The following is a 13,503-nucleotide window of genomic DNA, read 5'->3' as shown; positions in this document are numbered from 1 at the left end:
CCAGCACCTTGCCGTACCATGGCGTTCTGCCAAGGGAATCGACACAGGAACCGCCATGCACGCCTTAGTGACTCGATCATTTTTCGCTCTTCTAATGCTCGTGATCAGCGCATCGGCGCTCGCGCAATCCGCCAATCCCCTATTGACCGTTGAGGGTGAGCGCGGCAGTCAAAGCCTGAGCCTCGACGACTTGCGTCGCCGCCTCGAAACACGCGAGATCGAAGTCGTCAATCCGGATCTGGGCAGACCCGTTCGCTACCTGACATTCTCGCTCGCCGACGTTCTCAAGCTGATGGACGCCGGCGACGCCGACGATCTGGTTTTTCATTGTCTGGACGGTTACGCGGCCAACACCGCTGCCGCCAACGTCGCCAAACTCGACCTTCGGCTCGCTTACGGCGAAGACGGCGTCCCTGAACGGTGGTCAGCCATTCCCACCGGCAAGACGATGACCGACCCGGCACCGTTCATCGTCATCAGTGCCAATACCTCGGACTCGAAGACCTTTTCCTGGCCATTTCAGATGAACCGCATCGAGGCCGTCTCCTTCGCCAGGAAGTTCCCGCTGACCCTGCCCAGCGGCGCCGCCGCCGACGGCGAAGTTTCCAGGGGCTTCGGGGTATTTCGCGAGCAATGCCTGAAATGCCACTCGGTCAATTTGCAGGGCGGCGAAGTCGGCCCCGAGCTGAATATCCCGAAGAACATCACCGAATACCGCAGCAGCGAATTTCTGCGTCAGTGGATCCACGACCCCAGTCAATTTCGGGCCCGCGCAAGAATGCCGCCAACACAGCTGACGCCCCGGGAAATCGACGAGGTAATCGCCTATCTGCAGTACATGGCTGGCCAAAAACACGGCGAATAGCTGGCGCGGGCCGCGATCCGGCCGCGCGGCAGAGGACGCGCAAGACCGCTCACGTCAACGACAAGCTTTGCCAGCCACTTGAACATTGGCGCGTCTGCCGCCGGAGGCTACGCATAAACCCCGGCATTGCCCTCCGGGTAGCTCTCATAGACATGCTCGAATACAGCCGAGTGGCCCAAAAGCTTCGTCCAGCGCCGACACCGTCTGCCAGCCGAGCGTGGCAAAGAGCCCAATGGCGGGTTGCTCAACGAGCTGGTTCTAACTCCAGGGGTGGGCGCTCATGGCTGCGGCAGTCCGGCAATTTCTCGCAGTTTGCCTTCAAATTCGGGCAGACGTTCCTGGCTCGCCGCATCGCCCGGCAAGTGGCCCGACAGTGCATTGATGAACGAAGGCTGCGCCAGCAAGCCCCGAAAGCGCTCGCGCAAGTAGTCCCGGAGTTCAGGCGGGCTGCTGGTAAGTATTCGGTGAACCCGTAGCCCCCGCTTTTTTGGTCGGCGTGGTTCAGTCAGCGATTGGCGGGTAGACCGGAAATCTGGACTGGACACAGCAGCGGAAATCCGGCACCATGCGGCGCATGGACACGGGTGCGGACATCATTGGCGGAGGATCGGCGGCAAGTCACCGCCAAGTGGCGCCGTTCGCCGAGGTGTTGGTGACGTTGACCAAGGAGCAGGAAATCAAGCTCCGCTGGGAGGCCAGCTTCTGGCGGAGCCAACATCGACAAGCGCTGGTTCGGTTGGCGCAATCGGAGGCCGCTCATCGGGTGGAAATGGCGCAAGCGGCGGCGCGCGAGGCGGCCTTGCGCAGCGAACTGGAGCAGGCCAAGGGCAAGATCCGCGATCTGCAAAAACGCCTGTTTGGTCGCAAGTCAGAACGCTCTTCGGGAGCCGAGAAGAACCCGGCGGCGGACCAAAAATCGTCGCGAGCTCGAGGTCAGCAACCGGGAGCAGCGGGTCACGGGCGGAACCCGGAAAGTCACTTGCCGACGCAGATCGAGGTCATCGACATCGACTGCCCGCATTGCCCGGACTGTGGTCTGGGCTACGTCGACTTTCCCGGCACGGAAGACAGTGAAGTCCTCGAGATCGAGGTCAAGGCCTACCGCCGGAAGATCTGCCGGCGGCGCTACCGGCGGACCTGTCAGTGTTCGGGCGCGCGGGGTATTCTGACCGCGCCACCGCCGGCACGATTGATCCCGCGTGGAAAGTACGGCGTGTCGATCTGGGTGCACCTGCTGCTGTCGAAGTTCTTGTACGGCCAGCCGACGCATCGGCTTCTGCGAGACTTGTCCGACCACGGACTGACGCTCTCGGCAGGAACGGTGGCCGGCGGACTGCGTGCCTTGGCACCGCTGTTCGAGCCGCTTGAAGAAGCACTGCTTGGCCAACTACGCAGCGAGAAACAGTGGCACGCAGACGAGACCCGCTGGCGGGTCTTTGCCGAGACCGAAGGGAAGGTCGGACATCGCTGGTATTTCTGGGTGTTCCACGGCCCATCGGTCATCCACTTCGTGCTCGACCCGAGCCGCTCGGCGGCGGTGCCGATCCGGGAGCTCTCCGGTAGCGCCGGAGGAGTCATCATCTGTGATCGCTATTCGGCCTACAAGAAGCTCGCGCGAGTTCTTGACCACTTCATTCTGGCTTTCTGCTGGGCACATCAGCGGCGTGATTTCCTGGAACTGGCCAACGCCCATCCGGAGCTCGCGGACTGGGCACTGGCCTGGGTCGAGCAGATCGCTCAGCTCTACCACTTGAATGGACGGCGCCTGGAAGTCCGTAGCGACCCAGTACAGTGGGCCGAACGCGACCGCGCCTTGCGGCAGGCGATCACGCAAATGGCCAGTCAACGGGAAAGCGAACTGGCGAACCCGGCGCTCAAAATGCCGGCGAGCAAGGTGCTGCGAAGCATGCGCAAACATTGGTCCGGCCTGACCGTCTTTGTCGACCGCCCCGAGGTGGCGATGGACAATAATGCCGCCGAGCGCGCACAGCGCACGCCGGTGGTCGCACGCAAGAACTTCTATGGGTCGGGCAGTCTCTGGTCCGGCGCACTCGCCGCGACGATGTTCAGCTTGCTGCTGACGCTGCGCTTGTGGGGAATCAACCCGCGCACCTGGCTGACGGCGTATCTGGAGGCCTGCGCCGCCAACGGCAACCTGCCGCCGACGGACTTGAGTGCCTTTCTGCCCTGGGCGATGGCGACCGATCGACTGGCTCAGATGCGTGGCATCCCGGTCGATCAGAGCCGTCCCATCGATAGCTCGTGAAGCCTTATTGCGGGCGTCACTTTACCGACGACGAACTGCAGGCCCTCTGCCGCCTGATCGAAGCCCATCCTGGCAGCAGCCGCGCGCAACTGTCGCGCCAGGTGTGTGAGCTCTTCGACTGGCGTAAGCCCAATGGCGAGCTGAAGGATATGACCTGCCGGGTGGCCATGCTGCGTATGCAGGCCGACGGCCTGCTCACCCTGCCGGCGGCACGACGGGCCGCTCCTCGCCAACCCGAGTATCTGCCTACTCACGCCACCGATCCACAACCGTTGCTCACCCAGCCGGTGCATGAACTGCCGCCGCTGCGTCTGCATCAGGTCGTCGGTTCGGCGAACTCGCGTCTGTGGAACGAGTACATCGCCCGCTACCACTATCTCGGCCACACGCCCATGGCGGGCAGTCAGAGCCGCTACTTCGTCTTCGCCGGCGAGACCCTGGTCGCCTTGCTCAGCTTCGGCGCCAGCGCCTGGAAACTCGCCGCGCGCGAGCAATTCATCGGTTGGCACGATGAGCAGCGACAAAGGAACCTGCAACTGGTGGTGAACAATGCCCGCTTTCTGATCCTGCCCTGGATCCAGTGCAAGGGCCTGGCCTCCAAGATCCTCTCGCTTATGCAGCGGCAATTGCCCAAGGACTGGCTGGCGCGCTACGGCTACCGCCCCGTACTACTCGAAACCTTCGTCGAGACGCCCCGCCATCGCGGCACCTGCTACCAGGCCGCCAACTGGATCAAGGTCGGCCAAACCGCCGGCCGAGGCAAGAAGTGCCCCACCCGCAAGTCGATCCTCCCGATCAAGGATATCTGGCTCTATCCCCTTCACCGATCCTTCCGATCAGTCCTCTGCCGCTAACCCGCCTCGGCAATGGCGCTGGCGCGCTACGGGTTGGCCGAATACTTACGGCTGCTGCGGCACTCTTCCAGCAGCGTATCGCGGCCATCAACTACCGCCAGCAGGTCGCCGAGATCGTGGCTGAACAGGAAGTCTCCATTGCCACGTCCGTCAAACGCTTCCAGTTTGGTGGCCAGAAACACCGGCGCGGCGATCAGGCGTATCAGGCGACCGCTGGGCAACGCGACGGGCAGCGCGGTGGTCAGCGCCAGCAGATACCAGCGGTTCGCAAAGCCGAGAATCTTTTCCAGCGTCGGCATCACATCCACCACCACCGGCCCCACCAGCCAACGGCAGATTGGCGCCTCCGGACGCATGTCCTGCACAAAGCCGCGGGCGCGCAATAGCGTCTCGACCCGATGGTAGTCGGCCAGCATCAACGCCTGGCAGACCAGGTCCACGTCTTCGGTGGACCGGATCGACGGCATCGCCGGGTCGGTGATCAGTAGTCCGGCTACCGCGCCACCGACGAAGACCATCTCCTCGCGCAAGGCATCGCCCAGACGTTCGGCGACGGCTTCCAGCAAGGCCACATTGGGATCGTTGGCGTTCATGGCTGCAAGCGCTTTTCCAGCAGGTCAATCGCCAATGCGCGTTCGCGGGCGCTGCCGCCGCGCACCGCATCAAACAGCGCCAGCAAGCCATACAGCGCCGGGTTGCGTTCAGCCGTCTCCGGCACGCTCGGATAGAGCGGATAAAAGGCGATGCCGCGCACCGTGCCGTTCTTCTGCGGCCACACCGGAGCCGGGTCGGCGCCCGCGACGATCAAATCTTTGAGCGGCGCCGCCGCATAGCCGGTCGGCAGACCGCGCGTCAGGCTGCCCCGAACCGCCGGAAAACAGTACCGCGCCCCGTACTGGACAAACAGGCGCAACGCGGCAAGGATCACCGTCGCCTTGCCGCTCGTACCCTTGTGCGCAAGCTGCGCAGCGACGGCCCGATCCACAGCAGCGTGAATCTCGGACGCCGTCATACCCAGCTCGGCCGCCAGGGCCGCATAGGTGGGTGCCGGGCCGCGCTCCAGCGCCAAACGCAGCAATACCACCAGGTCTTGCGGGCGCAATACGACTTGTGGATTTGATTTTGGGCGCGGCACCGTGTGACTCCTTCATTCGCTATTCGCGAATAGCGAATATAGGCGTTGGAGGAAGGATTGGCAACGGCGGCAAGGTGTGACTCAGGCGGCCTCGACCTCGATCTGCCCGGAGAAGGAGGTGCTTGGAGAGAACGGGACACCGGTCGGCGAATACCGGGGCCTTGTCGTGGTCAAGTAATTTCGGACACCTCGATAGGTTGTTTTTCTGCCATTTGGTGTTCATAGACATTCGGCGGCAGGTAACCGAGTTTCGAGTGCAGGCGGGTGCTGTTGTAGAAGCCGACGATGTAGTCGGTCACATCGCGAGTGGCCTCGGCATGGTTGGCATAGTTGTTCGGCCAGACGCGCTCCATCTTGAGATTCAGGAAGAAGCGCTCCATGACGGCGTTGTCCCAGCAGTTGGCCTTGCGGCTCATGCTGGCTTGCAAATGGTGCCGGGCAAGCAAGCTACGGTGGGCGTCGCTGGCGTACTGGCTGCCGCGATCGGAATGCACCAGCAAACCCGCCGGCGGTTGCCGCTGGGTAATGGCCATCTGCAAGGCCGCGCAGACCAGTTCGGCAAGCATGTTTGGGGCCATCGCCCAGCCCACGATCTTGCGCGAGAACAGGTCCATCACGACGGCCAGGTACAACCAGCCGCTAGCCGTGCGGATGTAGGTGATATCCGAGACCCAGGCGACATTCGCCGTGGCCGGTTCGAACTGCCGGTTGAGCAGGTTGTCGGCGATCGGCAGGGTATGGCGGCTATCGGTGGTGTGGATGAACTTGCGTTTCCAGACAGGCCGTAGGCCGTTGATTCGCATCAGCGTTCGAACACGGTGCCGGCCGATGGGCCGCCCTTCTTGAACCATGGCCTGCTGCAAGCGCCGGCTGCCATAGCTTCGTCCAGAGGCCGTAAAAAGCGTCTTCAGATGAACCGTTGCCGCGCAAACGCTGGTGGTCTTTCTGGCCCGTGCTGCGGCGGCGTAGTACCCCGAGCGACTGACGCCGAGGAGGCGGCACAGCGGCGCGACACCGGTGGTGGCCTTCTCTGCCAACTGATCGATGAGCCGGTGGCTCATCGCAGTTCTCGGGCAAAGAAGGCCGACGCTTTTTTTAGTAGGTCGTTGTCCTGACGCAGTTGCCGAACCTCCCCTTCTAATTGGCGTATGCGCTGCTGCTCGGCCGTCAGCGGCTTGCCGATGCCAGCCTGGCCGGATTGCTCGGCCGAAAACTGCCTCAGCCAGCGGCGGACGGCCGTCTCGCCAAGACTCATGTCGCGGCAGACTTGCGCCACACTCAGGCCTTGCTCTTTGATCAGTTGAACGACCTGCAGCTTGAAGCTCGGGTCGAAGGTCTTGCGTTGTTGGCTCATCAATTGCTCCTCTTAGGGTGGATCATCCACCTATCGAGGTGTCCAGGGAAATTAGACCACGTCACCTCCTGCTTCGCCGTACCGCCCCCCCCCGTTCCAAGCGCGTGCGTACGCTCTTGCTCCCCTTTCCCGGACTGCCACCTTACGCTGGCGCTTTCAGACCGCCCCAAGCTTGATCGATCCCAAAGCCAAGGTAGCGCCCCTGACGGGCTGCTCGATCCAGGGCAATTGATCGCAATCTCTCTAAAGCCTGGAAGAAGGCATTCCCCCACCCTGATTGGTCATCGTGAACACCATATCGCCCACGAAACGCTTGAACGACTCATTCTCGACAAACTGCTTGTAGACCTGCGTGTCGTCTTTCAGTAGGTGCTGCATAGCCTTGGCCAGCGCCTGGTCGTGCGCCATGCGTGCGGTGTGAGGCGTGTTCCCTTGACGCTCCCCGGAACTGACCCGCCTTTGCTCACCAAAGCTGACCCATCAAGCGTGACCCATTGAGCCCGTGTTGAGGCCCGTAGTGGTTCCCGGAAAGCGAACTTCGTAACTCCCCAAGCTTGGTTCGGCAGGCATCGCCCGTTGGCAACGCGGCAGCGCGCGTCGCTCCGGCTGCCCGACCTTCTGATTGCGCGGTCAAGCCCCTTCGCCAAGCTCGTCGCGTTCGCCGAGTCCGCCCGCCGCCAGGTTGCGATCAAGCCTCGCCAGCTCTCCGGCTCCGCGACAGGAAGCCCGGCACGGGCCCATTCTTCCCGCACGACGTCGTGTGGGGAGAAACCGTCATGGAATTCCGACAGTGCGAGGCGTGTCACCAGCCGTTCCGGCCGCGTCCGCAGAACCCCGACCAATGCTTCTGTTCGGCCGCCGCCTGCCAGCGCGAACGGCGACGGCGTTGGCAGGCGGCCAAGCGCCAGAACGATCCCGACTATCGCGATAACCAGAAGCGTGCGCAGAAGGCCTGGGCGGAGCGTCACCCCGACTACTGGCGGGCGTATCGAGAGCAGCATCCGGAGTACGTCGCACGCAATCGGGCTCGGCAGCGGGAACGCGCGCCCGCCCCGGCCGGCGTTGCAAAGATGGACGCGTCAATGGCTGAAACAGGCTTTTCCTCAGGCACTTATCGCCTATCGCGGGTAGTGGACGCGTCGCTTGCAAAGAAGAACGCGTGGATGGTTGAAATCACCGTTATTTCAGCCGCTTGCGCCTCGCCCTGAGGCCCCTGCCGCGGCTTGCAAAGAGAGGACTCGATCGCCTTGCGGCGGTCGCCTCGCTAGGCTGGATGCCATAGGAGGTCAAGCGCATGGATCACACGGCCGCTACGGCTCAGACTCTGGATTTGCACCGCCTGGAGTTGCGCTACGCCGATCTTCGCGTGCTGGATACGGCGGCGATCACGCGTCTGGCCCAATCGATCGCGGTCAATGGCCAGCTCGTCCCGTGCATCGCGGTCGCCGGCGAGGGCAACTCGGCGATCCTGCTCGACGGCTATCGACGCGTCGCCGCGTTGCGGCAACTCGGCCGGGATACGGCCGAGGTCGAATGCTGGGACGGCGATCCGGTGCAAGGCCTGCTGGGCGTGTTGGCACGAACCCGCAGCCGCGCGTTTGCGCCGATCGAAGAAGCGCTGCTGCTGCGCGAACTGATCGCCAGCGGCCCCCTGAGCCAGCATGAAATCGCCCGCCGCTGCGGCCGCGACGTGAGCTGGGTCAGTCGCCGCCTGCAACTCGTGACGGTCCTCTCGGATGCGGTGTTGACGGCGGTACGCCAGGGAAAGGTCTCGACCTGGGCGGCGGTGCGGATTCTCGGCCCGTTGGCGCGCGCCAACAGCGCCCACGCCGAACAGCTACTGGAGAGTTTGCACACGACGCCGCTGACGACCCGCCAGCTGGCGACCTGGTTCGCGCAGTATCAAGGCGCTTCCCGGACGGTGCGCGAGCGGATGGTCGAGGCCCCACAGCTGTTGCTCAATTCGCTGACCGCCAAAGCCGACGAGAAGAGCGCCGAGAGCCTGCGCGAGGGTCCGGAAGGCGAAGTCCTGGCCGACATCCGCATTCTCGACGCGGTGGGCGCCCGTCTGGCTCGGCGGTTGTTCGCCCTGGCGCCCTCGCCAGCGGAGCTGCCGCCCGCCGTCACCACCGCGGTCGGCGCTTTGCAATTGGCGCTGGCGTCTCTTCAGTGCCACCTGAGGAAGGTATGCCCCGATGAAATCGCCCGAAATTCATCAAGCCGTGCTGACATTGCATCAGCAAGGTCTGGCGCTGCGCGAGATCAGCCGGCTCTTGAAGCTCTCGCGTAACACCGTTCGCCGTATCCTGCGGTATCCGGCGGCTTCCCCGCCCGATACCGCAGAGGGCGCTCGGCCAGCCGCGTGCCCGGCGCCTGTCGCGTGCCCAGCGCCGGTTCGGCTTTGGCTGGTCTCGGCCTTCGAGCGCGCGCGCGGCAATGGGGTGCGGATCCAGGAGATGCTGGCCGCGGAGCTGGACCTTCGTCCGGGCTACAGCACGCTGACCCGCTGGATCCGCGATGCCGATCTGCGCACGCCGCCGAAACGCGCCGGCGAATATTACTTCGCCCCTGGTCAGGAGATGCAACACGATACCTCGCCACATCGCGTGATCCTGGCCGGCAAGCCGCTGACGGCGCAATGCGCCTCACTGATCCTGGCGTATTCGCGGCGGCTCTTCGTTCAGTACTTTCCGCGTTTCACGCGTTTCGAAGCCAAGCAGTTCCTGCTCGAAGCCGTCCGTTTCATGGCCGGCAGCTGCCCGACCTGCGTCATCGACAATACCAGCGTGATCGTCGTCGCCGGGGCCGGCGACGAGGCCGTGTTTGCGCCCGAGATGGTCGCCCTGGCACGTACGCTGGGCTTCGCTTTCCGCGCGCACGCGGTGAACAAACCCGATCGCAAGGGGAGGATTGAAAGACCTTTTTCCTGGATCGAAGGCAATTTCCTGGCCGGCCGGACGTTTCGCGATTTCGCCGACCTGAACGCGCAGGTGCTGGCCTGGTGCGAGAACGTCGCCAATGCCAAACCGAAGCGCGCTCTGGGGGTGGCGCCAAGCGCCGCCTACGCCGTCGAGAGGCCTTGCCTGCAGCCGCTGCCGGCGGTGCTGCCGCCGGTCTATCAAGTCGTCGAGCGGGTGGTCGATCTGCAGGGCTTCGTGTCGCTTGAGACGAATCGCTATTCGGTGCCCGAGCGCTGGGTGGGCAAGGCGCTGAGCGTCTATCTGTATGCCACCGAGGTCAGGGTCTGCCGGGGTGAGCAACTGCTCGCCGTGCATGCCCGCCTGCTTGGCGTGCGCGATACGAAGCAGAAGCTCCCCGGGCATCACCCGACCCCGCAGCCGCGGCCGCGCACGCCGCCTCGCGAGGCGACATTGTTGCAGGGGCACGACCCGCTGCTCGATGCGTATGTCGCCGCGCTGGTCCGGCAGGCGCATGGCCGGGGGGTGCGACCGCTGCGCCGCTTGCTGGACTTCAAGCGGACCTATCCGAAGGAGCCTTTGCTGGCAGCCGTGGCACAGGCGCTGCAGTTCGGTCTGTTCGACATGGGTCGCCTGGAGCACATGATCCTGCAGCAGGTGGCGGGGGATTTCTTCAATCTCGACGATGGAGGTGATGATGCGTGAGCGTCTGAAGGCTTTGCTTGGGCAGATGCGCTGGTCGGGGATGGCGGCGGTGCTCGATGCGGAACTCGATTTGGCCGAGCGCCAGGGGACGCCGGTTCCGGAGGTGCTCTTCCGTCTGCTCGGCGCGGAAGACGCGGCCCGACGTGAGAAGAGTCTGGCTTATCGCCTGAGCCAGGCGCATTTGCCTTGGCCGTGGACCTTGCAGTCGTTTCCGTTTGCGCGGCAGCCGAGCGTGAACAAGGCGCAGGTGATGACGCTGGCCGGACTGGAATTCCTGCGCCGGGGCGAGAACGTGTTGTTGATCGGTCCGCCGGGGACCGGCAAGTCCGGGATCGCGCTGGGATTGCTCCGTGAAGCGTGTCTGAACGGTTATCGCGCACGCTTCTTCAACGCGCAGGCTTTGCTCGACGCCTTGTATGCCTCGCTTGCCGATCGCTCGACGGTGGGCCTGCTCAACCAGTTGTGCCGCATGCCGCTGATCGCCATCGATGAACTGGGCTACCTCAACCTGAAGCCGGAACAGGTCAACGCCTTCTTCCGCCTGATGGATCAGCGCTATAGCCTGGGGCTGTCAACGCTGATCACGACGAATCTCGATCTGCCCGACTGGTACGAGCTGTTTCAGAGGAAGCCGCTCGTCGATGCGCTGCTCGACCGACTTCAGCATCGTTGCATCATCCTGCGCTTGAGCGGACCTTCTCTGCGCAGCGAGCCAGGAAGCGCCCCGACGATCGCGACGGCGGCCTCGGTAGCGGCGGCGAAAGGCTCGGCGTCGAGGAGCATCGCCCCAACGAACGAGTCCGCGGCGTCCTGAAGGCGCGGCGGCGTGTGCACTGGATCGCTCGCCGGCGGCTGAGCTGCTCGCCCGCTCGCGCCCTGACCGCCGCCGGGAGGGTCACCATAATCAGTAGCTGAAACGGCGATCGGCGCGAATTCGATCCACGCAAACACCCGTCTCCAGGGCAGTAAGCCCGATACTGCCGCGCTTACTGCCACCCCTCAGTCTCGCGCCCCTCCGCTGCGTCAAGGGCAGATTTCCTGATCCCGGCCGGGAATGTAGGTAGAATTCCGGAATTGCACGTGGCACTTTATTTTGACGGCCATGATTTTCTTATGGCATAAACCAAGCTTCGCTAGGAGTGCAAGGAGGAGCAGACGTTGAGGCAATCGTGGCTTCCAGGGTTTCCGGATGGTGCGCAGAAAGTGGGAGAAGGGTTGGCCATTCTGGAGAAGGATGGCCAAGCGATCTACTTTGTTGGGGGAGACAATTACTTCTCGCACCCCGTAGGAGACGACGCTGGCCGCAGGTTCGCTCTGACCAGCCTGATGGAGAACGGGCACGTCAAGGCGGTCGAACTGGAAAGGCCACCGCTGTGCATCCCGCACCGCACGCTGATGAACTGGGTGGGACAAAGCCGCAAAGCCGGGCCATCGTCTTTCTTTCGACCGGCGGCGGCGAGCCGGCCGCGGATCATGACGCCGGACAAGAGTGCCGAATGCGCGCGGCTGTTGAGCGAGGGAAAGCGTCCTGCCGAAGTGGCACGGCAGGTGGGCGTCCAGGAGTCGACGCTGCGCAAGGCGATCCGGCGCCAGGGCGTGCCGCAGTTGGCCGCCTTGCCGCAAGAGGCAGGGGAGTTGGAAGCGGCGAGCACCAAGAGTGAGCGCAGCCGGGCGGATGCGGAAGCCGCCGCGGGGATGGGCACCGCCTGCACGCGCGCCGACGAGCGGATCCAAACGGCGCTGGGATTGGCGACCGGTGCGACGACGCGCTTCGAAGCGAGCCACGATGTGGCGATGGGGGGGCTGTTGGCCGGCTTGCCGGCCTTGTGCGCGAACGGGCTACTGACCGGCCTGGATCGCCATCTCAAGCTGCCCCGGGGATTCTACAGCGCCTTGCACATCCTTCTCGTCCTCGGCTTCATGGCCCTGGGGCGAATCAAGCGGCCGGAACATCTGCGACAAACCTCGCCCGGAGAACTCGGCAAAGTCATCGGCCTGGACCGGGTACCGGAAGTCCGCACCCTGCGGGAAAAGGTCCATCTGCTGGCCAAGACGGGTGACCCGGCAGCCTGGATGCGGGATCTCGCGAAGCTCTGGATGGAAAGCGAGCCAGAAGAAGCGGGTTACCTGTATGTCGATGGTCATGTTCGGGTGTATCACGGCGAGCAGGCCAGGCTGTCGAAGCGCTACGTCTCGCGCGAACGCCTGTGCCTGCGGGGCACCACCGACTACTGGGTTAACGATGCCCTGGGTCGCCCGTTCTTTGTGGTTTCGCAGCCGCTCAATGACGGACTCGCCGAGACCCTGCTCAAGGACATCGTCCCGCAACTGCTGGAGATTGTCCCGGGACAGCCGACGCCGGCCGAACTGGACGCCGACCCGACCCTGCACCGGTTTGTCATGGTCTTCGATCGGGAAGGGGCCACCCAGAGTCTCCTCGGCAGACTCTGGAAACAGCGCATCGGCGCACTGACCTACCGCAAGAACGTCAAGGACCTCTGGTCCGAAGAGGTGTTTCAGGAACAGGAAGTCCATCTGCCGGCAGGCGGCAGCACCGGGATGAAACTCGCCATGCGCGAAACCCGACTCGGCACAGGCGATGGCAGCCTGGCCGTGAGCGAAGTTCGTCGGCTGACCCAGACGGGACATCAAACAGCCGTGATCACGACCGCCCGGCAACTCGGAAACACCACCATCGCTGGGCGGATGTTCGCCCGTTGGTGCCAGGAAAACTACTTCGCGTACATGATGGAACATTATGATATTGATGGGCTTATCGAGTACGGAGACGAATCTCTTCCCGGCACTCACCAGGTCGTTAACCCCCGCTGGCGGGAACTCGACAAGGCCGTCAGGCAAACCCGCCAGAGCGAAAGAAAACTGCAGGCCGCAATCGCCAGGACGGCCTTGAACGACGGCGGCGAAATCCAGAAAAACGCCGAGTCTGTCGAAGCACTGCAGGCCGTTCAGGAGGAGCTCAAGCGACTTTGCGCGGCGCGCAAGGCAAGCCCCCGAAAGGTGACGATCGACAGTCTGCCCGAGGCCGAGCGACCGACCCAACTGCCGCCGCTGAACAAGATGCTCTGCGATACCGTGAAAATGGTCGCCTACCGGGCCGAGACCGCCATGGTGGCGCTATTGCGCCGCCACTTGAAGAAGGAGGACGACGCACGTGCGCTCATTCGCGAATTGTTCGTTTCTTCCGCTGACATCGAACCGAACGCGCTAGCCAACACCCTGACCATCAAAATTCACCGGATGGCCAGCCCAGCTCATGATCGCGCTATCGCCGCGCTCCTCGAGGAACTCACCCTGCAAGATTTTCCGCATCCGGAAACCGGGGCAAGAATGACCTTCACTCTTGTCTGAAGTGCCAACCCGGTTTCCTCCGAGATCAGGAAATCTG

12 protein-coding genes are annotated in these 13,503 nt (G+C 63.7%); 8 read left to right on the top strand and 4 right to left on the bottom strand.

Annotated features, from left to right (window positions below; all coding sequences use genetic code 11):
* The first annotated feature begins 55 nt into the window (after positions 1 to 55).
* The 3 genes from QZ656_RS08870 to QZ656_RS08860 all read left to right on the top strand — a co-directional run bounded on the left by QZ656_RS08870 (position 56) and on the right by QZ656_RS08860 (position 3,985).
* On the top strand, positions 56 to 865 hold the full coding sequence (locus QZ656_RS08870; protein WP_291993039.1) for a c-type cytochrome: 810 nt from the start codon (positions 56 to 58) through the stop codon (positions 863 to 865).
* 565 nt (positions 866 to 1,430) lie between these two features.
* The gene (locus QZ656_RS08865; protein WP_291991655.1) at positions 1,431 to 3,131 is read left to right on the top strand and encodes an IS66 family transposase; all 1,701 of its coding nucleotides are present in this window, start codon (positions 1,431 to 1,433) and stop codon (positions 3,129 to 3,131) included.
* Positions 3,128 to 3,985 (top strand): DUF4338 domain-containing protein, encoded by an 858-nt coding sequence (locus QZ656_RS08860; protein ID WP_291991654.1) that lies wholly within the window; start codon positions 3,128 to 3,130, stop codon positions 3,983 to 3,985. Before QZ656_RS08865 ends, QZ656_RS08860 begins: the two co-directional genes overlap by 4 nt.
* Positions 3,986 to 4,011: 26 nt before the next feature.
* Here the strand turns inward: QZ656_RS08860 and QZ656_RS08855 are convergent, their stop codons facing one another.
* From QZ656_RS08855 to QZ656_RS08840, 4 genes are all read right to left on the bottom strand, one after another.
* Complete coding sequence (locus tag QZ656_RS08855) at positions 4,012 to 4,578, bottom strand: hypothetical protein (RefSeq protein ID WP_291993038.1); 567 nt, start codon at positions 4,576 to 4,578, stop codon at positions 4,012 to 4,014.
* On the bottom strand, positions 4,575 to 5,120 hold the full coding sequence (locus tag QZ656_RS08850) for a hypothetical protein (protein ID WP_291993037.1): 546 nt from the start codon (positions 5,118 to 5,120) through the stop codon (positions 4,575 to 4,577). Before QZ656_RS08850 ends, QZ656_RS08855 begins: the two co-directional genes overlap by 4 nt.
* Before the next feature lie 170 nt (positions 5,121 to 5,290).
* Positions 5,291 to 6,474, bottom strand: a protein-coding gene (locus QZ656_RS08845; protein ID WP_291993036.1) for an IS3 family transposase whose coding sequence is annotated in 2 segments (ribosomal slippage) — positions 5,291 to 6,207 and positions 6,207 to 6,474 — 1,185 coding nt in all. Because the reading frame shifts where the segments join, the coding sequence is not laid out codon by codon here.
* Between the two features lie 243 nt (positions 6,475 to 6,717).
* Complete coding sequence (locus QZ656_RS08840) at positions 6,718 to 6,882, bottom strand: hypothetical protein (protein ID WP_291993035.1); 165 nt, start codon at positions 6,880 to 6,882, stop codon at positions 6,718 to 6,720.
* A 368-nt stretch (positions 6,883 to 7,250) separates the two neighbouring features.
* Here QZ656_RS08840 and QZ656_RS08835 point away from each other — a divergent pair, with 368 nt between their 5' ends.
* The 5 genes from QZ656_RS08835 to QZ656_RS08815 all read left to right on the top strand — a co-directional run bounded on the left by QZ656_RS08835 (position 7,251) and on the right by QZ656_RS08815 (position 13,466).
* Positions 7,251 to 7,682 (top strand): hypothetical protein, encoded by a 432-nt coding sequence (locus QZ656_RS08835; RefSeq protein ID WP_291993034.1) that lies wholly within the window; start codon positions 7,251 to 7,253, stop codon positions 7,680 to 7,682.
* Between the two features lie 86 nt (positions 7,683 to 7,768).
* A complete protein-coding gene (locus tag QZ656_RS08830) occupies positions 7,769 to 8,764 on the top strand; it encodes a ParB/RepB/Spo0J family partition protein (RefSeq protein WP_291993033.1) in 996 nt (331 codons plus the stop codon).
* Complete coding sequence (gene istA, locus QZ656_RS08825; protein ID WP_291993032.1) at positions 8,670 to 10,097, top strand: IS21 family transposase; 1,428 nt, start codon at positions 8,670 to 8,672, stop codon at positions 10,095 to 10,097. The genes QZ656_RS08830 and istA overlap by 95 nt, the downstream gene beginning before the upstream one ends.
* Positions 10,090 to 10,911 carry an IS21-like element helper ATPase IstB gene (istB, locus tag QZ656_RS08820; RefSeq protein WP_291993031.1) on the top strand — a complete coding sequence of 274 codons (822 nt, stop codon included), beginning with the start codon at positions 10,090 to 10,092 and terminating at the stop codon, positions 10,909 to 10,911. Before istA ends, istB begins: the two co-directional genes overlap by 8 nt.
* A 401-nt stretch (positions 10,912 to 11,312) precedes the next feature.
* Positions 11,313 to 13,466, top strand: coding sequence for a helix-turn-helix domain-containing protein (locus QZ656_RS08815; protein ID WP_291991531.1), 2,154 nt, complete (start codon positions 11,313 to 11,315; stop codon positions 13,464 to 13,466).
* Positions 13,467 to 13,503 lie beyond the last annotated feature (37 nt).

It is taken from the genome of Candidatus Accumulibacter sp. ACC003, from assembly GCF_907163085.1.
Classification (GTDB): domain Bacteria; phylum Pseudomonadota; class Gammaproteobacteria; order Burkholderiales; family Rhodocyclaceae; genus Accumulibacter.
This window is presented reverse-complemented; position numbering and strand designations above follow the sequence as displayed.

Coding starts and splice junctions, on each gene's coding strand:
- QZ656_RS08870 (WP_291993039.1), top strand. CDS start 56: ATGCACGCCTTAGTGACTCGATCATTTTTCGCTCTTCTAATGCTCGTG.
- QZ656_RS08865 (WP_291991655.1), top strand. CDS start 1,431: ATGCGGCGCATGGACACGGGTGCGGACATCATTGGCGGAGGATCGGCG.
- QZ656_RS08855 (WP_291993038.1), bottom strand. CDS start 4,578: ATGAACGCCAACGATCCCAATGTGGCCTTGCTGGAAGCCGTCGCCGAA.
- QZ656_RS08840 (WP_291993035.1), bottom strand. CDS start 6,882: ATGGCGCACGACCAGGCGCTGGCCAAGGCTATGCAGCACCTACTGAAA.
- QZ656_RS08835 (WP_291993034.1), top strand. CDS start 7,251: ATGGAATTCCGACAGTGCGAGGCGTGTCACCAGCCGTTCCGGCCGCGT.
- QZ656_RS08830 (WP_291993033.1), top strand. CDS start 7,769: ATGGATCACACGGCCGCTACGGCTCAGACTCTGGATTTGCACCGCCTG.
- istA (WP_291993032.1), top strand. CDS start 8,670: ATGAAATCGCCCGAAATTCATCAAGCCGTGCTGACATTGCATCAGCAA.
- istB (WP_291993031.1), top strand. CDS start 10,090: ATGCGTGAGCGTCTGAAGGCTTTGCTTGGGCAGATGCGCTGGTCGGGG.